The sequence below is a fragment of the Granulicella sp. S156 genome, from assembly GCF_009766105.1.
Lineage (GTDB): Bacteria > Acidobacteriota > Terriglobia > Terriglobales > Acidobacteriaceae > Granulicella.
Genome location: NZ_LMUH01000003.1, coordinates 54,545 through 79,245 on the forward strand (window position 1 = coordinate 54,545; position 24,701 = coordinate 79,245).

21 protein-coding genes are annotated in these 24,701 nt (G+C 60.3%); 17 read left to right on the plus strand and 4 right to left on the minus strand.

The window, feature by feature from the left end; genetic code table 11:
• Window positions 1-164 precede the first annotated feature (164 nt).
• The 13 genes from trpB to GSQ91_RS02010 all read left to right on the plus strand — a co-directional run bounded on the left by trpB (window position 165) and on the right by GSQ91_RS02010 (window position 12,207).
• Complete coding sequence (gene trpB, locus GSQ91_RS01950) at window positions 165-1,418, plus strand: tryptophan synthase subunit beta (RefSeq protein ID WP_158819579.1); 1,254 nt, start codon at window positions 165-167, stop codon at window positions 1,416-1,418.
• Window positions 1,419-1,420: 2 nt separating this feature from the next.
• Window positions 1,421-2,197: a tryptophan synthase subunit alpha gene (gene trpA / locus GSQ91_RS01955; RefSeq protein WP_158819580.1), complete on the plus strand. Its 777-nt coding sequence runs from the start codon at window positions 1,421-1,423 to the stop codon at window positions 2,195-2,197.
• A 100-nt stretch (window positions 2,198-2,297) separates the two neighbouring features.
• A complete protein-coding gene (locus GSQ91_RS01960) occupies window positions 2,298-2,576 on the plus strand; it encodes a chorismate mutase (RefSeq protein WP_158819581.1) in 279 nt (92 codons plus the stop codon).
• Window positions 2,577-2,672: 96 nt separating this feature from the next.
• The gene (gene aroF, locus GSQ91_RS01965) at window positions 2,673-3,716 is read left to right on the plus strand and encodes a 3-deoxy-7-phosphoheptulonate synthase (protein WP_158819582.1); all 1,044 of its coding nucleotides are present in this window, start codon (window positions 2,673-2,675) and stop codon (window positions 3,714-3,716) included.
• Window positions 3,717-3,795: 79 nt separating this feature from the next.
• Complete coding sequence (gene proB, locus GSQ91_RS01970; protein ID WP_158819583.1) at window positions 3,796-4,617, plus strand: glutamate 5-kinase; 822 nt, start codon at window positions 3,796-3,798, stop codon at window positions 4,615-4,617.
• Window positions 4,614-5,999, plus strand: a complete 1,386-nt coding sequence (locus GSQ91_RS01975) for a glutamate-5-semialdehyde dehydrogenase (protein WP_158819584.1) — start codon at window positions 4,614-4,616, stop codon at window positions 5,997-5,999. The genes proB and GSQ91_RS01975 overlap by 4 nt, the downstream gene beginning before the upstream one ends.
• On the plus strand, window positions 5,999-6,901 hold the full coding sequence (locus GSQ91_RS01980) for a prephenate dehydrogenase (RefSeq protein ID WP_158819585.1): 903 nt from the start codon (window positions 5,999-6,001) through the stop codon (window positions 6,899-6,901). Before GSQ91_RS01975 ends, GSQ91_RS01980 begins: the two co-directional genes overlap by 1 nt.
• A gap of 35 nt (window positions 6,902-6,936) precedes the next feature.
• The gene (locus tag GSQ91_RS01985) at window positions 6,937-7,434 is read left to right on the plus strand and encodes a hypothetical protein (protein WP_158819586.1); all 498 of its coding nucleotides are present in this window, start codon (window positions 6,937-6,939) and stop codon (window positions 7,432-7,434) included.
• 156 nt (window positions 7,435-7,590) lie between these two features.
• Window positions 7,591-8,481, plus strand: a complete 891-nt coding sequence (locus GSQ91_RS01990; RefSeq protein WP_158819587.1) for an MBL fold metallo-hydrolase — start codon at window positions 7,591-7,593, stop codon at window positions 8,479-8,481.
• A gap of 50 nt (window positions 8,482-8,531) precedes the next feature.
• Window positions 8,532-9,146 (plus strand): RNA polymerase sigma factor, encoded by a 615-nt coding sequence (locus tag GSQ91_RS01995; protein ID WP_158819588.1) that lies wholly within the window; start codon window positions 8,532-8,534, stop codon window positions 9,144-9,146.
• Complete coding sequence (locus GSQ91_RS02000) at window positions 9,143-9,982, plus strand: anti-sigma factor (RefSeq protein WP_158819589.1); 840 nt, start codon at window positions 9,143-9,145, stop codon at window positions 9,980-9,982. The genes GSQ91_RS01995 and GSQ91_RS02000 overlap by 4 nt, the downstream gene beginning before the upstream one ends.
• 20 nt (window positions 9,983-10,002) lie before the next feature.
• Complete coding sequence (locus GSQ91_RS02005) at window positions 10,003-11,043, plus strand: HEAT repeat domain-containing protein (RefSeq protein ID WP_158819590.1); 1,041 nt, start codon at window positions 10,003-10,005, stop codon at window positions 11,041-11,043.
• Window positions 11,044-11,070: 27 nt separating this feature from the next.
• The gene (locus GSQ91_RS02010) at window positions 11,071-12,207 is read left to right on the plus strand and encodes a HEAT repeat domain-containing protein (protein ID WP_158819591.1); all 1,137 of its coding nucleotides are present in this window, start codon (window positions 11,071-11,073) and stop codon (window positions 12,205-12,207) included.
• Between the two features lie 10 nt (window positions 12,208-12,217).
• Here the strand turns inward: GSQ91_RS02010 and obgE are convergent, their stop codons facing one another.
• A complete protein-coding gene (obgE, locus tag GSQ91_RS02015; RefSeq protein ID WP_158819592.1) occupies window positions 12,218-13,315 on the minus strand; it encodes a GTPase ObgE in 1,098 nt (365 codons plus the stop codon).
• Window positions 13,316-13,661: 346 nt separating this feature from the next.
• Here obgE and GSQ91_RS02020 point away from each other — a divergent pair, with 346 nt between their 5' ends.
• The gene (locus GSQ91_RS02020) at window positions 13,662-17,000 is read left to right on the plus strand and encodes a TonB-dependent receptor (protein ID WP_158819593.1); all 3,339 of its coding nucleotides are present in this window, start codon (window positions 13,662-13,664) and stop codon (window positions 16,998-17,000) included.
• Window positions 17,001-17,057: 57 nt separating this feature from the next.
• Here the strand turns inward: GSQ91_RS02020 and GSQ91_RS02025 are convergent, their stop codons facing one another.
• Window positions 17,058-18,317: a geranylgeranyl reductase family protein gene (locus tag GSQ91_RS02025; RefSeq protein WP_158819594.1), complete on the minus strand. Its 1,260-nt coding sequence runs from the start codon at window positions 18,315-18,317 to the stop codon at window positions 17,058-17,060.
• A 158-nt stretch (window positions 18,318-18,475) separates the two neighbouring features.
• Window positions 18,476-19,543, minus strand: coding sequence for an LLM class flavin-dependent oxidoreductase (locus tag GSQ91_RS02030; protein ID WP_158819595.1), 1,068 nt, complete (start codon window positions 19,541-19,543; stop codon window positions 18,476-18,478).
• A gap of 157 nt (window positions 19,544-19,700) precedes the next feature.
• Here GSQ91_RS02030 and GSQ91_RS02035 point away from each other — a divergent pair, with 157 nt between their 5' ends.
• The 3 genes from GSQ91_RS02035 (at window position 19,701) to GSQ91_RS02045 (ending at window position 23,034) form a co-directional block, all read left to right on the plus strand.
• On the plus strand, window positions 19,701-21,305 hold the full coding sequence (locus GSQ91_RS02035) for a hypothetical protein (RefSeq protein WP_158819596.1): 1,605 nt from the start codon (window positions 19,701-19,703) through the stop codon (window positions 21,303-21,305).
• A gap of 27 nt (window positions 21,306-21,332) precedes the next feature.
• Window positions 21,333-22,199 carry an ABC transporter ATP-binding protein gene (locus GSQ91_RS02040; protein ID WP_158819597.1) on the plus strand — a complete coding sequence of 289 codons (867 nt, stop codon included), beginning with the start codon at window positions 21,333-21,335 and terminating at the stop codon, window positions 22,197-22,199.
• 85 nt (window positions 22,200-22,284) lie between these two features.
• Window positions 22,285-23,034, plus strand: coding sequence for a metallophosphoesterase (locus GSQ91_RS02045; protein WP_158819598.1), 750 nt, complete (start codon window positions 22,285-22,287; stop codon window positions 23,032-23,034).
• Between the two features lie 66 nt (window positions 23,035-23,100).
• On the opposite strand, the gene GSQ91_RS02050 is transcribed toward GSQ91_RS02045, so the two are convergent.
• Window positions 23,101-24,701 (minus strand): patatin (locus GSQ91_RS02050; RefSeq protein ID WP_158819599.1); only part of this gene is annotated, 1,601 nt, incomplete at its 5' end.

Sequence of the window (24,701 nt, forward strand, 5' to 3'; positions counted from 1 at the left end):
GCTACTGGCGCACCGTAGCGGCATCGGTGGAGTAGCATCGCCCGGAACAGAAGCGTTCCAACTGCGATTCTCAAGATTCCCCGAGCCGCGACCGCCAAGGTTGCGGCTTTCGTGTTTTTCAGTGTTCGATATCCGAGGTTTGAAGCACTCAGAAGGAAGAGACGATGAGTTCTACGGCAATACCTACAATTGCAGCGCCCACCAGCGCGACACCCGGTCGTTTCGGCATCTATGGCGGCCGCTATGTGCCGGAGACCCTGATGGCGGCTCTGCTGGAGCTTGATGCAGCTTATGCAGAGGCTCAGGCCGATCCAGCGTTTCATGCCGAGCTCGACGGGCTTCTGAAAGAATACGTCGGCCGGCCCACGCCGCTGTACTTTGCCAAGCGGCTTACCGAAACATTGGGCGGCGCGAAGATCTACCTGAAGCGCGAGGATCTGCTGCACACCGGCGCGCACAAGATCAACAACGCGCTCGGGCAGGCCCTGCTGGCGAGGCGCATGGGGAAGCAGCGCATCATCGCCGAGACCGGCGCGGGCCAGCACGGTGTTGCAACCGCTACGGTCTGCGCGCTCTTTGGCCTGGAGTGCGTGGTCTACATGGGTGAGGAGGACATGCGGCGGCAGGAACTGAACGTCTTCCGCATGCGGCTGCTGGGAGCGGAGGTGCGGGGCGTAGCCTCGGGTTCGGCAACCCTGAAGGACGCGATCAATGAGGCCATGCGCGACTGGGTGACGAACGTGCGCACCACGTTCTACATCCTGGGTTCGGCGTTGGGTTCACATCCGTATCCGACGATCGTGCGCGACTTTCAGCGCGTCATCAGTAAAGAGAGCAAGCGGCAGATCCTGGAGCACGAAGGCCGTCTGCCGGACGCGATCGTTGCCTGTGTCGGCGGCGGGTCGAATGCGATTGGAGCGTTCTATGAGTACCTCCCTGAGAAGAACGTTGAGTTGATCGGCGTAGAGGCTGGAGGGCGGGGAACTGCGTTGGGCGAGCACGCGGCGCGCTTCCAGAAGAATGGCGGTGGAACTCCCGGCGTACTGCAGGGCACCTACAGCTATGTGCTGCAGGACGACGCTGGACAGGTCGCCACAACGCACTCCGTAAGCGCTGGCTTGGACTATGCCAGCGTAGGCCCGGAGCACGCTATGCTGCACGACTCTGGTCGCGCGACCTACACCAGCGCTACCGATGCGGAAGCTTTGAACGCGGTGAGTGTGTTAAGCCGTACGGAGGGTATTATCCCGGCGCTGGAATCGGCGCATGCCATCGCCGAGGCGATTAAGCTCGCGCCGAAGATGGGCAAGGACAAGATCCTGATGGTGAACGTGAGCGGCCGTGGCGACAAGGACATTGGGATTATGACGCGTGAGATGAATTTGACCGGCGCTGCGGCGCAGAAGGTGAGCGCGTAGGCATGCCCATTACCTTTGCAAAGAAGCCCGGCCTCGTCATCTACCTCACTGCGGGCGATCCCGACCTCGCCACGACGCGAGAGATGGCGATTTCCGCCATCGATAATGGCGCCGATGTGATTGAGCTAGGCGTACCGTTTAGCGATCCTCTCGCCGATGGTCCGGTGATTCAGCGGGCCAGCGAGCGGGCCGTCGCCAAGGGAACGCGCCTGACCGATGTGCTCGTGATCTGCAAGGAGATTCGTGCCGCGCGGCCGCAGGCGGGCATCATCCTCTTCAGCTATTTGAACCCTGTGATTCGGCTCGGGCTTGCGGCCTTTGCCAAAGCGGCGAAAGATGCGGGTGCGGATGGTGTGCTGCTGACTGACATGATCGTCGAAGAGGCCGCCGAATACCTTGAGGTGATGCGCGCCAACGATCTTGCCCCGGTCTTTCTGGCGGCCCCTACGAGCCCGGATGAGCGCCTGAAGGCCATCGCCGAGCACTCTCGCGGGTTCGTCTATGCGATCTCTCGCGTAGGCATTACGGGCACGCAGACGGAGCTTGCCAGCGATGCCGAACAGCTTGTGAAACGGCTGAAGCAGTTCACCACGCTGCCCATCGCGCTGGGGTTCGGCATCTCGACGCCCGCACATGTGCAGGCGGTTGCGGGCTTTGCGGACGCGGCTGTCGTAGGTAGCGCCATCGTCGGGCTGGTCGAAAAGACCCCGGCGGCGGCTGCTCCGCGAGCCGTTGGAGAGTTTGTTCGAAGCCTGCGGAATGGAGCAACCGGCGCATGAAAACCGCCGCAAACACGTATCATTACTTGGGGCGTATGTCGAAGAGACGACAGCTCTCTAACTCACTGCGGGTCGAGAACTCGCAGATACCAGAGGAAACATGGAAATCGCCGACTGGCGCAAGAAGATCGATCAACTGGACGAGCAGATCGTCCTACTGCTCTCCGAACGCGCTGCCGCTGCAGTCGCCATTGGCAAGCTCAAGCAGAAGACTGCCTCGGCCATCTATGAGCCGCAGCGCGAGCAGACCGTATTCGAGCACGTTCTCAAGGTCAACCCGGGTCCGCTCACAGGCGCGCAGGTGCAGGATCTCTACGAGCGCATTATGGACGTCATGCGTTCGCTCCAGCGTCCTGCGGATCCAGATGCAAAGGCTTAGACCCATCGATTTTTCGCAGCTACACTCTGTCTCTTTGCAAGAAGGCACGCTGCACGGCAACACCCAACTTCAAGTAGTCAGCAAAGGAATCCAGTGATGATCGTCGCCATGCAGGACCACGCCACCGATGAACAGATTCAAAGCGTAATTGAACGCATGGTGGAGCTCGGTTTCAACGTCCACCGCACCACGGGCGAGACCCAGACCATCCTCGCCGGCGTGGGCACGCCCGCGCACTTCGAGGTCACCGAGTTCCAGGTGCTCCCCGGCGTGCATCAGGCGTACCGCATCTCGTCGCAGTACAAGCTCGCGGGCCGCGGCTTCCGTCCTGAGGGTACGCGCATTACGTTCCCCAACGGCCTGGTCGTTGGCGGCGATGAAGTGGTCATCATGGCGGGCCCGTGCTCGGTCGAAAACCGCGACCAGATCCGCCTGAGCGCACAGCAGGTGGCTGCCTCCGGCGGCCAGTTCCTGCGTGGTGGCGCCTATAAGCCGCGCAGCTCGCCGTATAGCTTCCAGGGCATGGGTGTCGAGGGCCTCAAGATTATGCGCGAGGCTGCCGACGAACACGGCCTGCTGGTCATCACCGAGGTCATGGAGATCTCGCAGATCGAGGCCATGCTGCCCTACATCGACTGCTTCCAGGTCGGCGCGCGCAACATGCAGAACTTCAACCTGCTGCGTGAACTCGGCAATGTGCGCAAACCCGTGCTGCTGAAGCGTGGCATCGCGGCTACGATCGAAGAGGTGCTGCTCTCGGCGGAATACATCCTCTCCGGCGGCAACTACGACCTGATGCTCTGCGAGCGCGGCATCCGCACCTTTGAGACGGCAACGCGCAACACCATGGATATCTCCGCGATCCCCGTGCTGAAGAAGCTGACGCACTTGCCGATACTGGGCGATCCGTCGCACGGCGTAGGCAAGCGCGATCTGGTGCCGCCGATGGCGCTGGCCTCGGTCGCCGCCGGTGCCGACGGCCTGCTGATGGAGATGCACCCCAACCCGGACAAGGCCATGTCCGACGGCGCGCAGTCGCTCTTCCCGGATCAGCTCACCAAGCTCGTCGAGAAGCTGCGTCTGCTGGCGCCGGTCGTCGATCGGACCATCGCACCGGCAGTGGCCCAGGTGCATGCGTAGTATCGCAACTGCGTGATTCGGTAACAGGTGGTGTTGTCAGCACTGACAACCAAACAGGCTTTGAGTAAGGGATAGCTTCATGCATCGTATCGTCGTTAAACTCGGTACCAACGTCATCATGCGTCCGGATGGCAAAGTAGCGCTTGGCCTGCTCTGCGGGCTTGTGGAACAGATTGCAGCCCTTCGCGACCAGGGTCTGGAGGTGCTGGTGGTCTCCTCTGGGGCCATTGGCCTCGGCGTCGAGCGGCTCGGGCTGTCGTCGCGTCCAACCGTCGTTGCGCAGGTGCAGGCTTGCGCGGCTATCGGGCAGTCGCGGCTGATGGCTCTTTATGGCGATGCATTCGATCGCCTCAACTGTCCCATCGCGCAGGTGTTGCTCACGGAGGACGACTTCCGCGATCCCGTTCGCTATGCGAATCTGCGCGCCACGCTCGATGCGCTGCTTACGCTGGGCGTGATTCCCATCGTCAATGAGAACGACACGGTCTCGACGGCGGAACTCGATCGCCCTGCGGAGGACACGCAGCAGGAGAGAAGCGAACGGATTTTTGGTGACAACGACAAGCTCTCCGCGCTGCTCATGAAGCACATCAATGCCGATATGCTCGTGCTGCTGTCGGATGTCGACGGTCTCTACGACCGCGATCCTTCCGATCCCGGCGCAAAGGTGCTGCGCCTGGTGGGTTCCATCGACGACCGCATCCTGGCACTCGCGCAGGGCAGCAATGGCCGTGGGCGGGGCGGCATGACCTCAAAGCTTGAATCGGCGCGTATCGCATTGCGAGCCGGCAAACAGGTGGTTATCGCCAACGGCCGCACGCCCCAGGTGCTCGAACGCATCGTCGACGGCGAAGCCCTGGGTACGCGCTTTTCGCCTGCGTTGCAAGAGGCAGCGCGATGAGCGAACCTTCGGTGCTCGAAGTCGCCGAGGCGGCAAAACTCGCCTCACGGTCTCTCGCACCGCTGGATGAGCCACGCCGCAACGCCGCACTCGAGGCGATGGCGAAGGCCCTCGAAGCCGCGAGCGCGGAACTCTTCGCCGCCAACGTGGAAGACCTCAAGGTCGCCGAGTCGATGAGCGGGGACGAAAAACTCTCGTCTGCCACGCTCGCACGCCTCAAGCTTAACGAAGCGAAGCTGAAGGAGATGGTCGAGCAGGTACGCTCGGTCGCGGAGCTACCTGATCCGCTGGGCCGCACGCTCGACGCCATCGAACTGGATGACAAGGACCCCGACGCTGTAGTTTATGCGAGGGATACGGCAGGCACGCACGGCTTGCATCTGCAAAAAATCAGTGTCCCGCTCGGGGTTCTCGCAGTGATCTTTGAGGCCCGCCCTGATGCTGTAACCCAGATCGCCGCACTCGCCATCAAGAGCGGCAACGCGGTCATCCTCAAGCCCGGCCGCGAGGTCGAGCGTACGGCTGGAGCACTGGTGCGCGTTCTGCGCGAGGCGATAGCGTCGCAACAACTGCCTGTGGATGCGATCTCGCTGGTCCTCGGTCGCGAGCGCGTCAACGAACTGCTCGGCATGCACAGCCTCGTCGACATGGTCATCCCGCGCGGCAGCAAGGCGCTGGTCGAATACGTACAGGCCAACACCCGCATCCCTGTGCTGGGCCACGCGGAGGGTGTCTGCCACATCTACGTCGACCGCAGTGTGGATGAAGAGCTTGCGCTGCGGGTGATCGATGACGCCAAGACCGACTATCCGGCTGTGTGCAATGCCGTCGAAACAGTTCTGGTGCATCGCGAGATCGCAGCAGACTTCTTGCCGAAGCTTGCGGCACGCCTGCAGGAGCGGGGCGTGACGCTGCACGGCTGCGAAGCCACGCGCGAACTGCTGCTCGAGGCCGGTTTTGGGGAGTTGGGCGCGATCTCCGATTGGCACACGGAGTATGGCGAACTCGCGCTCTCGCTCGGCATTGTCGACTCTCTCGACCAGGCAATCGACCACATCCACGCGCACGGCTCATCGCATACCGAGAGCATTCTCACCGAAGATCCCGCGGCTGCTGACCGCTTCCTGCGTGAGGTCGATGCGGCGGGCGTCTTCCACAACGTGTCCACACGATTTGCAGACGGTTTCCGCTATGGTTTTGGCGCGGAAGTCGGTGTAAGTACCAGCAAGTTTCATGCACGCGGCCCGGTCGGGCTCGATGGGCTTACAACATACAAATATGTTCTGCGCGGACACGGTCACATTGCCGGCGACTATCGCGGAGCGAACGCCCGTGCCTTTACGCATAGACGCGAGAATAACCAGAGCGGTCAGAAGATCTAATGTCCACCCGCATTCTCATCCTCGGAACTGGCCTCATCGGTGCATCGGTTGGGCTTGCTCTCAAAGCCCAGGCCCCTGGGAGCAGAGTCCTCGGATGGGATGCGGACCCCGCGGAACTCGCGAAAGCGCTGGAACTGGGCGCAATCGATGAAGCCCTGCCGAACAGCAACGCTGTGCTGATTCCGGGTATAGCTGATATTTATCTGCTGGCGACACCGGTTCTGCCGATTCTCGACTGGATGCAGAAGCTCGCTCCTGTCTTGAACGAGCAGCAGCTTGTCACGGATGTAGGCAGCACGAAGCTCGAGATCTCCGAGCTTGCCGCAAAGCTCTACAACCAGGCGGATTGTGCAAAATTTCTACCTGGGCATCCGATGGCGGGCAAAGAGTCCGGTGGCGCCGCGCTGGCCGACGCCGAGCTCTTTCGCGGTGCGACCTGGCTCTTCACTCCTCCCGACCAAAACGAATCTGTGTTGGAGCAGGAGCCCTCAGCTCTCGAAAGCCAGTGGCGCGCGCTGGTCGCAGGCATGGGCGCACAGATTCGGAATCTCGATGCCGAACACCACGATGAAGTCTGCGCGTGGGTCTCGCATCTTCCGCAGATGTTATCGACCGCTCTGGCGGCGTTGCTGCAAGATACCTTTAGCGCCGATCCTGACGGTCTTGCTGCAGTGCAGGCTATAGGCGGCCGCGCGTTGCGCGAGACCACGCGTCTCGGCTCAAGCCCTTACAGCATGTGGCGCGATGTCGCACTCACCAACACCGAGCCCATCGCGCAAACGCTGCACGCTCTGGAGCAGCGCCTCGCGCACCTGCGCGAAAATCTGCGCACACCGGAGCTGCGTGACGAGTTCACCACGGCGAACCGCTTTCGCGCCAAGCATGATGGCAGCGTCTCCTGAATCAATCCGTTGTTCTTCTGGCTAAACTGGATGCCATGAGCTACGACCTCCCTCAACACTTCAAGCGCGCAGTATTAAATCCCAGCGCGGCGTTGAAGCGCGGACACGCCCTTGTGATGCTGTTTTGCATGGTGGCGCTCTTCACCCTGACGGGATGCAAGGGCAAGGCTACCGGAACGGCAACCCTGAGGCGCGAATCGAAGAACTGGACGATGCACGTCAATACCTGCCAGTCCGGTCAACGCGAACAGTACTTTGGCGTGAGTTTCTTTGACGAAGCGCAGCCGGAGACGGGCGGACATATCGCGTTGCCAGAGGACGGTGAACCGCATGTGATGCTGAACGTTCCCGGTACGGAGTTTGCCATACGCTACAGCAAGAGGAACTGTAGCGTATGGGACGTCGATCTCCACCACACTGGTGTGTGGAACAACAATATCCAGGTTATGGAAGGCCACGCGCGCTTCGACTGTACGACGAGCCAGCCAGACTCGCACGCCACGGGCGATATCAAGTTCGATTCCTGCCATTGAAGAGGTGTCACGGATTGTATGCCCTGTCGCCCGTGCCATAACCAATGCGAGGGCCTTTGAGGCAAAGCGTGCCACCAACGTTTGCATCGCGCTAAAACTAATCCTTTCGTACTCCGCAGCATCTGTATCTAACAGAGGCAATCGAGACACGCCATCATGACCGTTCCTTTCTGGATGACGAAACTGCGACAGTTGTGGCGTCTCGTTCGCGAGAGCCATGCACGGCCGATGCAGGGCCAGCCGCAAAAGCCGACGGTGGTCTCACCGGATGAAACCGCGATTACCTTCATCGGGCACTCGTCGTTTCTGCTCCAGACCGCTGGCCGCGCCCTGCTCATCGACCCAGTCTTCGCGACACGCCTTATTCTTTTGCGCCGCCAGCGGCATCCTGGGGTCCGTGTGCGGGATCTTCCCCGGATCGACGCCGTTCTGCTTACCCACGCGCATATGGATCACCTCAATCGCCCATCGTTGCGAGCCATTACCCGCGAGATGCGCCGTCGCGGCCTGCCCGCACCTCTCGCTATCGTTCCGAACGGGGTGGAAGACCTTGTCCGCGACCTCGGGTTTTCTCGCACGGAGACGCTGGAGTGGTGGCAATCGACGGAGTTGGGCCCGCTGCGTATTACGGCTACGCCCGCAAAGCACTGGGGCGCACGTATGTTCAATGACACCCATCGCGGCTACGGTGGGTATCTCATCGCAGGGGAGAACTGGCCCCGCATCTACCATTCTGGCGATACAGCCTTCTTCGGTGGATTCACTGAGATTGGTCAGCGCCTGCGGCCCGACATCGCCCTTCTGCCCATCGGCGCCTACTCTCCAGATAGCTATAGAGCCGTCCACACCAGTCCAGAAGAGGCTCTACAGGCTTTCCTGCATCTTGGCGCACAGGGGATGGTGCCGATGCATTACAACACCTTCCGTCTTGGCCGTGAACCAATGGACGAACCGCTCCCGCGCTTGATGGCTGCTGCCGTAAAAGCCGGGGTTGGCGACCGCATCCACCCCCTCGCCGAAGGCGAGAGCTGGCTTCCTCAAAAATAAAGTACCCCACAACCTAACCGCGCCTTCTGCCTGGTTGTCTAATTTCGCAGATGAGGAATATTGAGCAAGAGGCGATCCGGAGCATCCTGGCCGGCGATCGAGACGCGTATCGCGTTCTGATGGAGCGCCATCTGCCCGCTGTTCTTCGTGTCACTTCGCGCATCACCGGCAATCCGGTCGATGCCGAGGAGGCCGCGCAGGAGGCTTTTCTGCGTGCCTACAACAAACTGCCGGAGTTCCGCGAACAGGCGGCCTTCGGAACGTGGGTGTACCGCATCGCTATGAACTGTGCCCTCAATCTCGTAGAACGCCGCAGCCGTGACCTGGGCTGGAACGCCGTAGCACTCGACGACGAACCCCGTGCGGAAAACATCGCGGTATCGCACGGTCCGACGCCCGAGGCCGAGCTACTCGATCGTGAGGCTGTTTCGCAGCGTGAACACGCCATGCAGGCTCTAACGCCGATGGAGCGCACTGCCTTCGTCCTGCGCCACGTGGAGGATCAGTCGATGAGTGTGATTGCGACGGCACTCGGTGTGCCGGTGAACTCCGCCAAGCAAGCGGTGTTTCGCGCTGTGTCCAAACTGCGCCGCGAACTTGCGCCTGTACGTCAGGTCTCCGCTATTCCGATTTCGTCCATGTCTTTGGCAAAGGAGCGCCGATGATGCCCATTAACGAAGAGCAGTTGATTGCGTACCACCTCCATGAGCTTTCGCCGTTGCGCGCGCGTGCCGTGCGTCGTGCGCTGGAACGTGATCCTGAACTTGCCGCAGAGTCCGAAGAAATTGCGGAGACGCTGCGGGCGTTCAGTAGCCACGAACCTGTGCCGCAGATCGATGAGGCGATGCTGGAGCGAAGCTGGCAGAGTATTCGGCCATCGCTTGCTGTGCTGTCACCTGCGCGCCCCAGCTATAGCTGGCGCTGGGCTTTTGCCGCAGGCGCAGGTTTTGCGGCGATTGTCGCAACGGTTATGGCGTTGTCCCTGTTGCACTATGCCGTATCGCCGGTTTCGACGGCAGGCGTCCATGCGCCGACGACGCCTTCATCCACCGCGTCTGTGCCATCGGAGGAAGTACCCACGGTGATCTCTGAACTGCATGATCACCACGCTGCACCGCTGCGCTACAACGGACGCCCCGGGCCGTTGACCACAGCGCCGGTGGACGCCATCGCCGGTGATCCTGCGATGGCCGCACATCTGGATTCAGCCGAACGCGTATTGACCGAGGTCAGCCACGAGGACGGACCGCTACCGGTGGAGGAGCGCGCGGAGGTACATCATCTGTTGCTGCAGAACGCTGTGTATCAGCGCACGGCGCAGGAGCGCGGTGACTTTGCCGCCGCCAGTGTGATGGATGATCTGGGCCGTGTACTGATCTCGCTGGATGCTGAGCCGCAGGAATCCGCACGTGATGCGGATGCTGTCCGGCTTCAGGTCAGGATGGGCAGCGTTCTGTTCGATCTTCGCATTCTTCACCACAACGAGCGAGTTACCAACTAGCTCTTTTTGAAAGGATCTCTATGATGACCCCTAAACTCTTCACACTCGCACTCGCCACGGTGCTGCCAATGGCTATGTTCACGGCTGCGTCGTACGCGCAGACACCCAACCCCGCACCGGCCGTTTCTCCGTCGCCTTCACCCTCGCCACAACCCGTGCAACGCGATCCGCTCTACAACGAGGGGATGAAAGCCATGGATGAGGGCCGCTGGGCCGATGCGGCTGCGACGTTCGATAAAGAAGCGGTGAAGAACCCGGATAACTCGGAGGCCTCTCTCTACTGGAAGGCCTATAGCCTGGAGAAGCTGGGCAAGCATGACGAAGCCAACATCACCTGCGCCCAACTGGAGTCTTCGCGGCCGGCAAGTTCATGGAACAGAGAGTGCATGAGGTTGCGCGTACAGTCCCCTGTTGATACGGAGGTCCTTAAGGCGCATGCTTCGGAGCATGCACAGCATGAGGCGGAACGTGCACAGCGCGAGGCGGAACGTGCACAGCTCAATGTGCTCAATGTAGATCCACATCTGACGACACTCACGCTCAATGGGCCGTTTGATCGGGAGGACATGGGCAAGCCGCGGCAGCCAGTTGACCCTAACGATGACATCAAGCTGCTGGCGTTGAACTCTCTGATGCGGCAGGAGCCGGAGAGGGCATTGCCTGTGCTGCGCACCTTCATCTTCTCCGACAAACCGATCGAACTGCGCCGCCGTGCACTCTTCGTGCTCGCCGAAAACAAAGCGCCGGGTGCGCAGGAACTGCTGACGGAGATTGCGACGAAGAACTCCGATCTGGAGCTGCAGCGCATCGCCGTACAGACACTGGCTACGACGCGAGGCAAAGAAGCTGCGCCGGCGTTGGTGAAGATCTATCGGGAGTCGGCTGATCACAGTGTCAAACGGGCTGCCCTGAGCGGGCTGTTTATAACCAGGGACGCCTCCGGACTCGTTGATCTTGCGCGTACGGAGAAGGACCTCAACCTAAAGCGCGAGATTGTGTCGCAGCTCGCACTCATGCGCGATCCTATCGCGACCGCTTATATGGAAGAGCTATTGAAGTAGGAAGATCAAGGGAGAACTGTGATGCCAATGTCGATCGAAAAGAGTGTACAGGGGTTTCTGGTTGCGGCTGGAATGATAATGGCCAGCGTCACCTGCGTCGCACAGCAGCTCCAACAGCCAAAGATCACCCACGCGCAGTTGAGTGTCAAGAGTGACGTCAGCCTGCAGCAGGAGATCCAGACGGCACAGGCCTCGACGTGGATCGGTTATTCGATCCCGGTGACGCATCGCATGAATTCAGGTTGGGACAGTGACGTGGTCCATCTCGAAGGGAATAAAGACGACGGCGAGCAGATCCTTTCAGCGCCACCCGATGCCGCTATTCCGCCTGCTGTCGTGCTGGTGCGCGTGACGGCGGGCAAGGTGGAGAGAGTGCAGATCGAGCAGATGGACCGCCAGATAGAAGCGGGTGGCCTGCCGTTCGTCTGGTTGACAAACATCAGCCCGGTCAACTCCGTGCAAACGCTGAAGAAGATCGTGGAAGCCAATATCGTTGCGGCTGGTAGCACGGAGACTCCGGCGGAGGGTGACTCTCGCAGCGCAACGCGAGAGTCGGAGCGGAGTCACCGCCGTATGCAGGACACGGGTATCGTCGCGATTGCGTTGACCGATACTCCAGAGGCGACATCCGCGCTACGTTCGCTCACGGCAACGACCTACCCCGAACAGGTTCGCGAGCGTGCTGCCTTCTGGCTGGCGAACGAACGCGGCAGCGAGGGCTTCAAGGCCGTCTCCGAGCTGCTGCGCAACGACCACGACGACGCCTTCCGCGAGAAGCTGGTCTTCGATCTGACGTTGGTGAAGGGTGACTCGAAGAGTGCCGCCATCGGTGAACTGATCGCAACGGCGAAGTCGGATACGTCACCCAAGGTGCGCAGCCAGGCGCAGTTCTGGCTCGCGCAGGCAGCGGGTAAGAAGGCTGAGGGCGATCCTCGGATCGTGCAGACGCTCCGTCAGCAGGCATCCGACGATCCTAACGCGGCGATCCGCAAGTCTGCGGTCTTTGCACTTTCACGACTACCGGAGGAGCAGGGTGTGCCCGAATTGATCCAGGTAGCCAGCACCTCCAAAGATGCAGCCACGCGCCGGGAGGCCATCTTCTGGCTGGGCCAGTCGAAGGACCCGCGCGCGCTGGCCTATTTGGAGAAGGTTGTGCGGGAATAGGGGTTCTGCTCTACCTTCGCCCGCGCGCGTTCGGCGCCGGGGGAGGATAGTGTGGTTTGCGCTTGGCTGATACGGGGCCGGGAGCGTCCAGAGGAATCTGGCGATGCATCGCGACAGCCTCAGCCATCGCGAACTTCAGCGCTGGAATACCCTCGCCGCTGACCGCCGAGATCGTATAGAGCGGTAGCTTCTTGCGCTTGGCCATCGCAACCAGTTTCTTCAGTTTGTCTGGATTCGCGACGTCGGCTTTGTTCGCGACCAGGATTGTCGGCTTGGCTGCCAGCGCGGGGTCGAACGACTTGAGTTCGGCGGTGATGACCTTGTAGTCCTCCACCGGATCGGGCCGGCCGCTGGCGTCCGATACATCGATCAAGTGGACGAGCACGCTGGTGCGCTCGATGTGTTTCAGAAACTGCACGCCAAGCCCCGCGCCCAGATGCGCACCTTCGATCAGGCCGGGAAGGTCCGCAACGGTGAACGACTGCTCGTAGGGGGCATCACCGACCTGCACGACGCCGAGATTCGGCTCGAGCGTCGTGAAAGCGTAGTTGGCGATCTTGGGTTTGGCTGCCGAGAGCCGCGAGATCAGCGTCGATTTCCCAACGTTGGGATAGCCGACCAGGCCGGCATCGGCGAGCAGGCGCAGCTCCAACCGATAGTTGCGCGCCTCGCCGGGGCGGCCGAGTTCGTGTTCCCGGGGAGCCTGGTGGGTGGAGGTCGCAAAGTGCTGGTTGCCGCGGCCGCCGCGACCGCCGCGGGCGATGACGATCTCTTCGTTGGGGTGGGCGAAGTCGTGGATAAGCTCGCCCGTATCGTCGTCGTAGAGCAACGTGCCGACAGGGACTTTGAGGACTGTATGCTCGCCGGCATAGCCAGACATGTTGGAGCCGAGGCCGTGGCCTCCGCGCTCGGACTTGTGCTCCGGATTGAAGCGAAAGTGTACCAGCGTATTGTGACTGAGCGATGAGGCCATCAGGATGTCGCCGCCATGGCCGCCATCTCCGCCGGAGGGCCCGCCACGCGGAACGAACTTCTCTCGCCGGAAGGCCATGCAGCCGTTGCCGCCATCGCCTGCTTTTATCCGGATTCGTGCTTCATCGATAAACATCCACAACCTCTTTAACCAGTGTATCGAATGGATGGCTCACCTAATGTCTTGATGCGACAGGATTTGTGCCGGATGAGCTGGGTCTGAGGTATCCGGGATTGTCACCGGATTTTCTTATAGGGGGCTCTGACCCGGCTGGTACACTCATCTCACACACAATTTGGGTGTTTCTGCGACATGGGAGATCTGACCTTGAGGCATTTGTGTTTTTAAAAGCAAGAATGCGCGGCAGAGACTCTCGATGCGGAGATCCAGAAAAATCATACCTATCGGCGGAGCCGACCGGCTTACGGAACACTGAAGCAAGGGTGACCCGGGTGACCGCATAACAATTGAGGAGACCTCGATGATCTGCACAAAATTTAATCGCAAGCTGGCATTGCTCTGTACAGCGGCGGCTATTGCTACAGGCGCAGCCCGCGCCCAGTCGTCCACACAGGGCGCCATTGCCGGTACCGTCGAGGACGCTACCGGCGCCGTCGTTCCCAAGGCGGCTATCACGATCCATAACGATGGGACCGACGCTGAGCAGCATCTGACTGCTGATGACAGCGGCTACTTCAAGGCTCCTCTGCTTGAGCCCGGCACGTATACCGTGACCATTGTGGCGGCTAGCTTTAGTGAATATCGTGCGAATGCGGTTACGGTACAGGTAGGTCAGTTGACGACTGTAGAACCTCATCTCGCCATTGGTTCGGCCAATCAGGTCGTCGAAGTTACGGCAGAGCAACCGATCCTAAACTTCGAGTCGCCGGATTTTTCTGCCAATCTCAATAAAAAGACATTGGACAATGTGCCAATCAATAATCGTCGCTGGTCGAGCCTTGCCATGACGACGCCAGGCGTTGTCGATAACGGCAGTGGCTACGGTCTGGTCAGCGTTCGCGGTATCAACGGATTGATGAACAACGTCATGATCGATGGTGCCGATGACAATCAGGCTTACTACTCCGAAGAGCGCGGGCGTACACGCGAAGGCTACTCGACTGCGGGTGGCGCTGTGCGCGAGTTTGCAGTGAATACCGGTGTGTATTCGGCTGAGTATGGCCGTGCGGCCGGTGCTGTTATCAACTCGGTGACCACATCTGGTACCAACCAGTTCCACGGCAATGCCTACTTCTATGACCGCGAAAGCAAATGGGCTGCGTTCAATGACTTTGCCAAGCTGGCGGGTGTCCCCGTCAAGCCAGAGGACGAACGCAAAATTTACGGCTTCACCGTCGGTGGACCGCTTATCAAAGATAAGCTCTTCTGGGTCTATACCTTCGATGAGCACCACCGTACCTTCCCTGGAATTGCGATTGCCAATTCGCAAAGTTTCTACAATCTCCCTGATGCGGCCTTGCCGACAGGCGCCACGATTGCTTCGAACGGTTATGTGTCTAACGCATCTAATTCCCTGGACAGCCAGGCCGCACTCCTGGGTCTCCGCCTGGGCTATAGCAATAATGCTGCAGGTTATGCTGCTGGCGCAGCGGCCTATACGAATGGCATCACCGCTCTGACGACTGACCTCGGCACGGTGCCACGTTTTGGTGACCAGGAGATCAATACTCCCAAACTCGACTGGCAGATCAACGACAAGGAGCGCGTGAGCTTCCTGTACCATCGCCTGCGCTGGGACTCTCCGGGTGGCGTTCAGACCACGGGCACGGACGACTACGGTGTAGATAGCTGGGGTACCGACTTTGTGAAGCTGGACTATGGCGTTGCGAAGCTGACCAGCCTGATCTCCATGAACATCAGCAACGAGTTGCTCTATCAATATGGGCGCGAGTTGAATGACGAGGGCCAGCAGCCCTACAGCCAGTACACCCTCAATAACCTGGTTGGCACCAACGGCAACGTTCCTGAAGTCCTGTTGGATATAAGCACCTTCGCCACTATCGGGTCGCCCTACTACTCGTACCGCAAGGCGCTGCCCGATGAGCGCAAGTGGCAGATTGGCGATGTGCTGCACTACACCAAGGCAAACCACAGCCTTACCTTTGGTGGCGATGTGCTGCACAATGACGACCTGCTCAACAACCTGTACGAAAGTAACGGTGCTATCACTTACAGCTACCTCGGCAACTACTTCGCCGACTTAGCGCACAAGGGCGGCCCGGATACCTGCGGTTCGCAGACTGGCATTGCGCCAACTTCTGGGACAACAACTGGCTGGACTGGCAATTTGCCTTGCTACTCTTCGTTTGCCCAGGGCTTCGGCGCCAGCCCGGAGTTCGATATCACAACCTTGGACTACAGCGGTTTTGCCCAGGACAACTGGAGGGTGTCGCCGACACTTACTCTGGAACTTGGTGTTCGATATGATTACGAATCCCTGCCCTCGCCTTCAGCTGCTCTCAACACCCCTGTCAGCAACGCGGCTGGAACTACAATCTTTACTCCTTTTACAGGTTCTACAAATCATCCAAGCGATAAAAATAATGTCGGAGTCCGGATCGGCTTCTCCAAAGACCTATATGGTGACGGCAAGACTGTTCTTCGTGGCGGCTACGGTATGTTCTATGGCCGCATCACGAATGGAATCTTGCTGAACACCTTGCTAAATAGTGGTAGTCCGAACGGTCAGTTCGTCACCACCTTCAAGCCTGCGGCCTCTAATGTTCCTCTGTTTCCAAACCTCCTCAGTGCCGGCCCGGTTCCCACGCCAGGCGCTTACTATCTGGCTCCGAACCTTCAGAATCCGATGGTTCATGAATACGATTTGGTTCTACAGCAGCAGCTTGGCAAAGGTACGGTATTTTCGGTTAGCTATCTCGGAGCACTTGGCCGCGAGCTGACGAACTTTGTCGATAACAACCTGGACCCAACGAGCGTAACGAATAACACCATTACGGTAGTAGCGGGTCCCAACGGATCCTATGGACCGCTTGCAAACCATGGGCTCTCTTTTGTTGTGCCAACTTACACGAGGTATGGCAATCAAGCGCTCTTTGGACCGAACGCCACTAAATTCCAAAACATCACTGAGGTGAAGAGCAACGTGAATTCGAACTACAACGCGTTTGTGGCGGAGATACAGAACCGCTCGATTCGCAACTTACAGTTCGACTTCAACTACACCTGGTCACATTCTCTGGACTTCGCACAGAATGCGACCAGCACCGTTGCCGCCAACGACTGGTATGATCCCTATTCCAATCCGCGGGCAAACTATGGAAACTCAGCGTTCAACGTTCCTAACCGTTTCGTCGGCTATGCGCTATATACGCTCCCGAAGCTCCATTCGCACAGTTGGTATACGTATGCGACCAACGGTTGGAGCGTGGACACATCGTTCCAAATGCAGAATGGACTTCCCTATAGCGCCGGCACGAGTGGCTACTCTGGTGGAGGTATCGCGACCGACTGGAATGGAGCGGGCGGACAGGCAATCATCCCGCAGCTCGGCATCAATACCTATCAGCAACCGAGGAAGATTGTGGATGATCTCCGCGTGCAGAAGGAGTTCACCTTCCACGAGAAATACAACCTTCAGCTCTTCGCGAACGTCTTCAATCTGGCCAATCATCAAAACATCGATGGCATTGGCACCACGGCTTACAAGCTAAGCGGTTCTGGTACGGCGGCTACTGCAACATTCCAATCGGCCACCTGGCAGGTCCCCACCAGCAGCAACAACAGCGGTTTCCTCTATACCCCACGCGAGATAGAGATTGCCGCGAAGTTCTCCTTCTAAACAAGTTGCTTCACTTACTAAAGGGCGATGGCTTCGGCCATCGCCCTATTTTCGTTTTTATGCGACGATCTTCGCCAATACACCCAGCAGCTTCGCAGACTGCAGCCCATCCGAGTAGGTCTTCAGCACGAGCGAGCGCAGCAACGGTATTCGCATCACGCGGAATCCGCGCGCCGGTTGTTTGTAGAATGCTTGCGCGGCGCGATGCGAGAAGGCCAGCGTCTCCTGTAAGGGCCGCAATCGCTTCGCATACTCTTCAGCGACGTTCGCGCGACGACCAGTATCCATGCTGGCAAGAATCGCCGTAGCTGCAGCCTGCCCACTCACGATCGCCGAGTGAATGCCTTCGCCTGTCAGCGAATCGACGAGGCCGGCGGCATCGCCTGCCAGCAGCACACGGCCGCGAGGCACATACGCAAAGCCTCCCATGCCGAGATATTGCCCTGTGATCTTCGCTAGCCCGCTGTCTGTGAGTGTGGCGACGCCGAGCTTTGCCTGCGCATACTCGGCCAGCAGTGTGCGGGTCGCGCTCTTCAGCTGTGCCTCGTCCGCAGGTGCAAACGCCCCGACACCGATGTTGATGTGGTCTCCTTTAGGAAACAGCCAGCCATACCCACCGGGCAGCGGGGCGAAGTCGAATACGAGATCGTGCGGCGAGTCTCCGCCGGGCAGCGTTGCGGGCAATGCTGCGTAAGGCACGGTGGCCTCCAGGGCAAAGGCGCGAGCATACCATTGCGGGTCCGCAGGCAAGGCCGCAGCGGTCGCTTCGCCGCTGGTGCGTAGTCCCTCGGCGAGACGCCGCGTCTGCCCATTCGACCCGTCAGCGCCGATCATGAAGGGGGCAGACAACGTTTCGATGCCGGCTGCGGTGGCAATATCGATCTCTACACCGTTTGTCCCTGCGTGCAGGTACGCCGCCTCTCTTAGGGACCCCGTCTCTCGTATAGAAACGATGCCTTCGATCTTGCGCAGGTCGGCGCCGGCTGCGAGCGTCTGTTGCAGGCAGAAGTCATCAAAGCGCTCCCGCACAGCCATCGCGCAGATCGGATTTCGGGTTCGTACGCGTAGCGCGCGCTGTGAAGCATTGGAGGCAGCCTGTTGCAGCACGATCTCATGACACACGCGCTCGACGATCGGCTCGACCGAGTAGCGTAGCGCCTTCAACGTCTTGCGAGTAAGTCCGCAGGCGCAGGCTTTGTGCCGGGGGAACGTACGTTTGTCGAGCAGCAGAACACGCTTGCCCGCGCGAGCGAGATCGTAAGCCGCAGCGCAACCGGCTGGGCCGGCGCCAGCGATAAGGACATCGTAGGAGGTCATGGTTCGATCTCCAGTTTAGAGCCTGTCTGAAAATTGCTGCTGCTTTTAGAGCAGTTCCCGTATTGATGGGACGTGGAAAATCCCTGCGAGTGCTGTTTTTTTTAGGGAAAAACAGCGTATAGGCCTGTGGCTCGCTCTACACCTATACGGGAACTGCTCTAGCGCGAAATCTCCATCGCCTCCGCCAGCAACGCATACGACCGCAACCTGGCCTCGTGCGAATGCGTGATGGTGTTCACGATCACCTCGTCCAGCTGCAGTTCTTCCGCCAGCGAGTGCAGCTGTGCAGCCACCTGCTCCGGAGTGCCCACGAGATAGCGCGGCCACTCGCCTTCTTCCGGCGCGTCGAGGCTGCCGGCGGTGAACGACAGCAGCGGGTTGGGAGCCGTAGGAACAGCGGTTAGCTCGCGCAGCGCGTCTTCGGGTGTGGCTACCGGACGGCGATCGTCCATGCGAATACGCCGTTGCAGCAGGCGCACGGAGGCACTCAGCAGCTTCGCCTCCTCTTCGGTCGGAGCGCAGATGACGCCGATGGCCAGCGTCGCCTCGGGCTTTGCTCTGTCGGGCGATGGCTGGAAGTTGCGCTGATAGTACTCGATAGCCTGCCGCGTCGCGATCGGCGAGAAGAAGTGCGCAAACGCATAGGGCAGCCCCTCCTGCGCGGCCGTTACAGCAGACCACATCGACGAACCCAGCAACCAGATGTCGGGTGCTCCGGGAGCCGTGGGTGCGACGCGGATGGCGCGGAACGGATGATCGTCAGGAAAACGCTCGGGGTGCAAGAAGGCCCGCAACTCCGCGAGCTGCTTGGGGAAGTCGTCCGTCTGCGCTCCCTGCCGGTTACGCCGTAGCGCATAAGCCTCAAGCTGCCCGCCGCCGGGTGCGCGGCCTATGCCGAGATCGATGCGCCCGGGGAACATCGCGTGCAGCGTGCGGAAGACCTCAGCCACCTTCAGGGGCGAGTAGTGCGGAAGCATAATCCCGCCCGAGCCGACGCGAATGCGCTCGGTAGCCCCGGCGGCTCGCGCAATCAGAATCTCGGGGGCGGTGCAGGCGAGCAGGTCCATCGCATGGTGTTCGGAGTACCAGAGCCGTGTATAGCCGAGCCGGTCGACATGCTGCGCGAGGTCGAGGGAGTTGGCCAAAGCCTGCGAAGGTGTTGAGCCTGCAGGGACAGGCGACTGGTCGAGCACGGAGAGGCGAAGAGGATTACGCTTACTACTCATACCCATTGGATGAGTGTGAGCCCCGCTTCGACGCGGATTGGTAAACGAGCAAGGACAGAAGATAGCTGCTACTTCTCCTCATTTTAACCGTCCAATCTTTCATCAGGCCGGCAGCGTCCATAAGCGAAGCGGGATTGAATGCGAACGGGAGGCAAGCGTGCACATAAGACGATGGGCAACAGGATGCATAGCTGTTGCTTTTGCTTTCCTGATTTGCGCCGGCAGCGCAGTCGCGCAGGACGATGAGTCTTACTGGGCTACGGCCGCGCTGGAGCAGGGCACACTCACCATCTGGGTGGTAAAGCCGTCGCCCAAGCAAGCGTTCGGTACGGGCAATATCAAAGATCTTGGGACATACCGCTCCCAGACCTCCGGGAGCTTTGGCCAATCTGCCAGCACCTACGGCGAGGCTGCGAGCGATCAGGGCCAGACGGCAGGGAGCTACGGCCAGAACGCCAGCAACTACGGTCAGAACGCCAGCGATCATGGCCAGGCCGCGGGGAGCCTTGGCCAGACGGCGGGCAGCTATGGCCAGGCCGCAAGTGACACGGGGCAGTCGGCAGGGAGCTTCGGGCACTCGCTCAGTAACATCGCCAATGCTGAGACGACCGATGCGCAGGCAGTAGACGCTGCTGAAAGGGAGGCCGCTCGACAAGCCCCACAGCCGCCCGACCCTTTTCGTGATCTGCTGCGGACGGAGCTTAAGGCCGACTTTAGTGGCATACAGGTAAATCTTGTAACGGTCTACGATGGCCAGTTGAAGGACAAGCTGGCTCAGGAAGAGGGGCAAAAGGACTATCCCGATGTATTGGTAGGCGATCCGTTGCCTTCTGTGTGGTGGTCAACGCTAGAGCACGATCTTGGAATTGTTGTGGTGGGCAAACCAAATCGTTTCCCAATGGAGGACGTTGAGCCACTGCACCGCTCTCTCTCCGCGTCGTTGGAAACAGCCATTCTGTTGCGTGCACCGCACTCTTTGGCGGCGCGCGCGTACGTTTTGTGGATACAGGAAAGAGGACACGGTAACCTGGCCGGAATGCGCCTCATACCCGATGCAGCGCAGGCGCCTGTTGCCATCGCGGTTGGAGCGGTGAACAGTGTGCTGGGTGGCAATGCCCCAGGCGCCGCCGATCCGAAGATGGCATCATTCTCTCCAGCATTGGCGCGTCTGCAGGCGTTGGGAACTCCCTCTGTGGAGCCGCTGGGAGACCTTAACCTTCATGTCGATGTGTTAACTGCCGGGGCGAACTCGAAATTCGCCGTGGTGCAGCTGCGCGCGATCGTCTCTTCAGATACCGCCTTTGGCGTGATGCATCCCCTGGTCATTCTGCGCAGAGGTGATGACGGCAATTGGAAGGTGCTGCAGTTTACGCCGAGCCTCGACTCTGACTTGCTGGATAGAGCCGACACCAGGTTGCAACCTTACACCGTGCGGGTGGCGCGCGCAAAACTGACCCAGGTTGGCGACGTCACTCAGTCAACTCCCAACGATAACGATGTTCGCCCCCCCACGCCTGAGTTGGCCTGGGACAACGGCGGCGGCGGCAATCTGCTCATCGTCGAATGGCAGAGACATGGCAGTGCCGACTGGATGGGCTCGTGGATGTACTTCGTGACCGAGGGCGAGGCGCGGTCGCAGACCCGGGCAACGGCACGGTTTGCCGCGCGGCAGGGTGTCTATCGCTGGCGCGTGTGGAACCTGGGAACCGGTGGCGTGCTGAAGCTCAGCTCCTGGCGCACGATGAATATCACCGGGCAGTGAGCCGCGTTCGGTATCCTTACTGGAACGATGCAGAAGTCTCCAGAGAGCGAACACCTACCCACGCCGCCGCTGCTTTCCGTTCGCGATCTCCGCATCTCCTTCTCCGGGCGAGAGTGCGTGCACGGTATCTCCTTCGATCTCGCTCGTGGTGAAACGCTGGGCCTTGTCGGCGAGTCCGGTTCGGGTAAGTCGGCGACTTCGCTGGCGATGATGCGTCTGCTTCCGCCCAGCGCGGCGGTCAGCGGCAGTATTACGTTCTCGCAACCGGATTGCGCTACCGAAGACCTGCTGCATCTGCCGGAAGAGACCATGCGGCGGCATCGCTGCCAGTCCATCGCGATGATCTTTCAGGAACCGATGACGGCTCTGAATCCAGTGATGAAGGTGGGGCGGCAGATCGCAGAAGCCTTGCTGGCGCACGCTCCCCACACATCGCGCCACGAGGTTCGCGAACGCGTGCTCCAGGCCATGCGCGAGGTCGCGCTACCCGATCCGGAACGCCGGATCGACGACTATCCACACCAGTTTTCCGGCGGTCAGCGCCAGCGCATCGTCATCGCGATGGCGTTGATCAACAAACCGCGCCTGCTCATCGCCGACGAACCGACGACCGCGCTCGATGTCACAGTGCAGGCGCAGATTCTAGCGCTGCTCAAGCGCCTCCGCGCCGAGCACAACCTGTCGATGCTGTTTATCTCGCACGACCTCGCCGTCGTCTCGCAGGTGGCCGACCACGCCGCCGTCATGCAGCATGGCACCATCGTGGAGCAGGGCAGCGCGGCACAGATCTTCACCCACCCGCAGCATCCCTATACGCGCGGCCTGTTGGCATCCTCGCCCTCCATGACAACTCCGCGCGACCGGCCACTGGGTAAGGCAGGGATCCGAGATTAGAAAGCAAGATAGTGTCGGTGCTTTCTAATCCCTAATCCCTGTTCCCTAATCCCTGCCGCAATGGAGTAGACTGACCCTTCGTCTCATGCGCGTTCTTATTGTTTCGGACATCCACGGCAATCTTCAGGCATTCGAGGCTGTACTGGCGGCGGCGGGTACGGTCGACGCTCTCTGGAACCTGGGCGACACGGTCGGCTACGGCGCTAACCCCAACGAGGTCATCGAGCGCATCCGCCCGCTCGCTTCCGTGAATGTGCGCGGCAATCATGACCGCGTCTGTTGCGGTCTTACGAGTTCACAGGGCTTCAATCCCATAGCGGCTGCGGCGGCGAGCTGGACCCATCGCAAGCTCACTCCGGAGAACCTCGAGTGGGTGCGCGCCATGCCGCAGGGCCCGGTGCGTGCCAGTGCCCGCGCGATGTGTGCGCACGGCTCGCCATTGCATGAGGACCACTACATCATCTCCATGCGCGATGCCTGGACACCGCTGCAACGCATGGAGACCGAGATTACCTTCTTCGGCCATACGCATATGCAGGGCGGCTTCTCGCAGAACGAGCAGGAGTGGGAAGAGGATCGTCCGCAGTATCGCGAACACGATATTGCGGAGCAATCCACGATGGACGTCCCGGTAGGCACGCGACATCTGATCAACCCTGGTTCCGTGGGCCAGCCTCGCGATGGCGACTGGCGCGCTGCCTTCGCTATCTACGACGACGAGGCCGAGCGCATCACCTTCTGCCGTGTCCCCTACGACGTCGCCGGAGCACAGGAAGCAATCCGCGCAGCCGCTCTGCCGGAACGGCTAGCTGCACGATTGCGCGAGGGACGTTGAGAGTTCTCAGTTCTCAGTTCTCAGTTATGAGATATCTGACAACTGAGAACTGATCACTGACAACTCCTAGAACAGCTTCCCAATCGTAAACACCAGCCTGCGTTCGCCGCCGGTGCCGAAGGCTGGTGCAATGGTGATGACACCCAGCGGAGTCTCGGCTACTACTCCGAAGGCTACATCCTGTCGTGTGATGGGGAAGGCATTGGGCGCGCGCATCTGTCCGGCCTCGTAGGTCAGGCCGACATAGAGACTCTGGCCGAGCGGTGCGGGCAGAGTCGCCAGACGCCGCAGGTAGCCCGGGGCTACGTAGAAGTAGTCCGTTCCGCGATATTGGTCCGTGACGCTGGCGCTAAGGCGCAGCGGGCCTCCCAGCGTAAAGCGGAAGGGCTGGGCAACATTGCGGTTGAACATCGTTCCACCCTCCGCAGAGAACTGCGTGACGTTTTTCTGGCCGATGGCGTGCGTGAGCCTGATCTGCGAAGTGAGCTGCGGCGCGCTCGGGCTGCCCGGAGTGTCAAAGAGGTAGGCCAGGTCGGTCGTTATGCGGATGCCGTACTGCGGGACCAGGGCACGGTCTCGCGAGTCGTAGACGTAGCGCACGCGGGCTTTTTGCGCGTTGCCTTCATAGTTGGGCTGACCGTCGGAGCCGGTGGTGGTGTACCACTGCACGTTCTGGAGCTCCCACCCGGCGCGCAGCTCCTGATCGTGCCCGTCGGACCAGCCAACATCGGCCCCAACGCCGCCCATCTGTGATTGCCGCTCCGACAGGCGCGTGTCGCCGCTGTAGATGTAATACGGCTGCCGGGTGATGCCGGCCCGCGGAGCCACGAAGAACCCGCTCCAGCCGAGCTTGCGGTAGTACTCGCTCTCCAGGCGTGTCAGAAACCCAACGTCGATCTTTGTGCGTAACTCCGATCCATAGCCGCCAAAGTCCTGATCCAGCAGAATCATGTTCAACGACGCACGGGTAACGCCCCCTGTTTGCGCGTCGATGTTGGCTCCCAGATCGAGAAACGGCGGCCCGTTCTTCTTGTCTTCAACGGTTACCAGCAGGACCGGCCGCGTCGAGTCGGCTGTCTCGTAACCCACGGTATAGTCGGCATTATAGCGGCCATCGCTGCGTATATCGGCCAGCAGGGCTTCTACTTGGTCGGTGTTCACCGGCTGATTGACCAGCGGCGCAAACTTGCGGCGTACGGCTTCGGTGACCACTGGGGTTGGTGCCTTGATCTTCACTTGCACTACTGAGCCCGCAGGGCCACGCTCCTTGGAGCGCCGATGCTCCAGGTACTGCTGCCAGTCGGCATCATTCAGCGCGTACTTCAGCAGTTCGGCCTTGTGCAACTCAGCCGCCGCATAGCCTGCCTTCGCCAGCTCTGCGGTCTTCAGGTAGTCCGCTCCGCCGAAGTTGGTGATGTCGGGCATGATGACCACGTCTGCCAGCTTGCGATCGCGCGCCTCGTTGGCCTCGATACCGACCGAGAACGCCCGTTGCAGGACGCCGAGAATTGAGTCGAGATCGCCTTTCCCTACCGGCTTCAGAGGCAGGCTTATGGCCAGAACGACGTCGGCGTTCATGGCCTTGACGTCCGGTGTGGGCAGGTTCTCGAGAATTGCGCCGTCGACGAACTCGTGCCCGTCGAGCTGAAAGGGCTGGAAGACGCCGG

Excerpts from the sequence above, each read along its gene's own strand:
- trpB (WP_158819579.1), top strand. The coding sequence starts at position 165 with ATGAGTTCTACGGCAATACCTACAATTGCAGCGCCCACCAGCGCGACA.
- trpA (WP_158819580.1), top strand. The coding sequence starts at position 1,421 with ATGCCCATTACCTTTGCAAAGAAGCCCGGCCTCGTCATCTACCTCACT.
- GSQ91_RS01960 (WP_158819581.1), top strand. The coding sequence starts at position 2,298 with ATGGAAATCGCCGACTGGCGCAAGAAGATCGATCAACTGGACGAGCAG.
- aroF (WP_158819582.1), top strand. The coding sequence starts at position 2,673 with ATGATCGTCGCCATGCAGGACCACGCCACCGATGAACAGATTCAAAGC.
- proB (WP_158819583.1), top strand. The coding sequence starts at position 3,796 with ATGCATCGTATCGTCGTTAAACTCGGTACCAACGTCATCATGCGTCCG.
- GSQ91_RS01975 (WP_158819584.1), top strand. The coding sequence starts at position 4,614 with ATGAGCGAACCTTCGGTGCTCGAAGTCGCCGAGGCGGCAAAACTCGCC.
- GSQ91_RS01980 (WP_158819585.1), top strand. The coding sequence starts at position 5,999 with ATGTCCACCCGCATTCTCATCCTCGGAACTGGCCTCATCGGTGCATCG.
- GSQ91_RS01985 (WP_158819586.1), top strand. The coding sequence starts at position 6,937 with ATGAGCTACGACCTCCCTCAACACTTCAAGCGCGCAGTATTAAATCCC.
- GSQ91_RS01990 (WP_158819587.1), top strand. The coding sequence starts at position 7,591 with ATGACCGTTCCTTTCTGGATGACGAAACTGCGACAGTTGTGGCGTCTC.
- GSQ91_RS01995 (WP_158819588.1), top strand. The coding sequence starts at position 8,532 with ATGAGGAATATTGAGCAAGAGGCGATCCGGAGCATCCTGGCCGGCGAT.
- GSQ91_RS02000 (WP_158819589.1), top strand. The coding sequence starts at position 9,143 with ATGATGCCCATTAACGAAGAGCAGTTGATTGCGTACCACCTCCATGAG.
- GSQ91_RS02005 (WP_158819590.1), top strand. The coding sequence starts at position 10,003 with ATGATGACCCCTAAACTCTTCACACTCGCACTCGCCACGGTGCTGCCA.
- GSQ91_RS02010 (WP_158819591.1), top strand. The coding sequence starts at position 11,071 with ATGTCGATCGAAAAGAGTGTACAGGGGTTTCTGGTTGCGGCTGGAATG.
- obgE (WP_158819592.1), bottom strand. The coding sequence starts at position 13,315 with ATGTTTATCGATGAAGCACGAATCCGGATAAAAGCAGGCGATGGCGGC.
- GSQ91_RS02020 (WP_158819593.1), top strand. The coding sequence starts at position 13,662 with ATGATCTGCACAAAATTTAATCGCAAGCTGGCATTGCTCTGTACAGCG.
- GSQ91_RS02025 (WP_158819594.1), bottom strand. The coding sequence starts at position 18,317 with ATGACCTCCTACGATGTCCTTATCGCTGGCGCCGGCCCAGCCGGTTGC.
- GSQ91_RS02030 (WP_158819595.1), bottom strand. The coding sequence starts at position 19,543 with ATGAGTAGTAAGCGTAATCCTCTTCGCCTCTCCGTGCTCGACCAGTCG.
- GSQ91_RS02040 (WP_158819597.1), top strand. The coding sequence starts at position 21,333 with ATGCAGAAGTCTCCAGAGAGCGAACACCTACCCACGCCGCCGCTGCTT.
- GSQ91_RS02045 (WP_158819598.1), top strand. The coding sequence starts at position 22,285 with ATGCGCGTTCTTATTGTTTCGGACATCCACGGCAATCTTCAGGCATTC.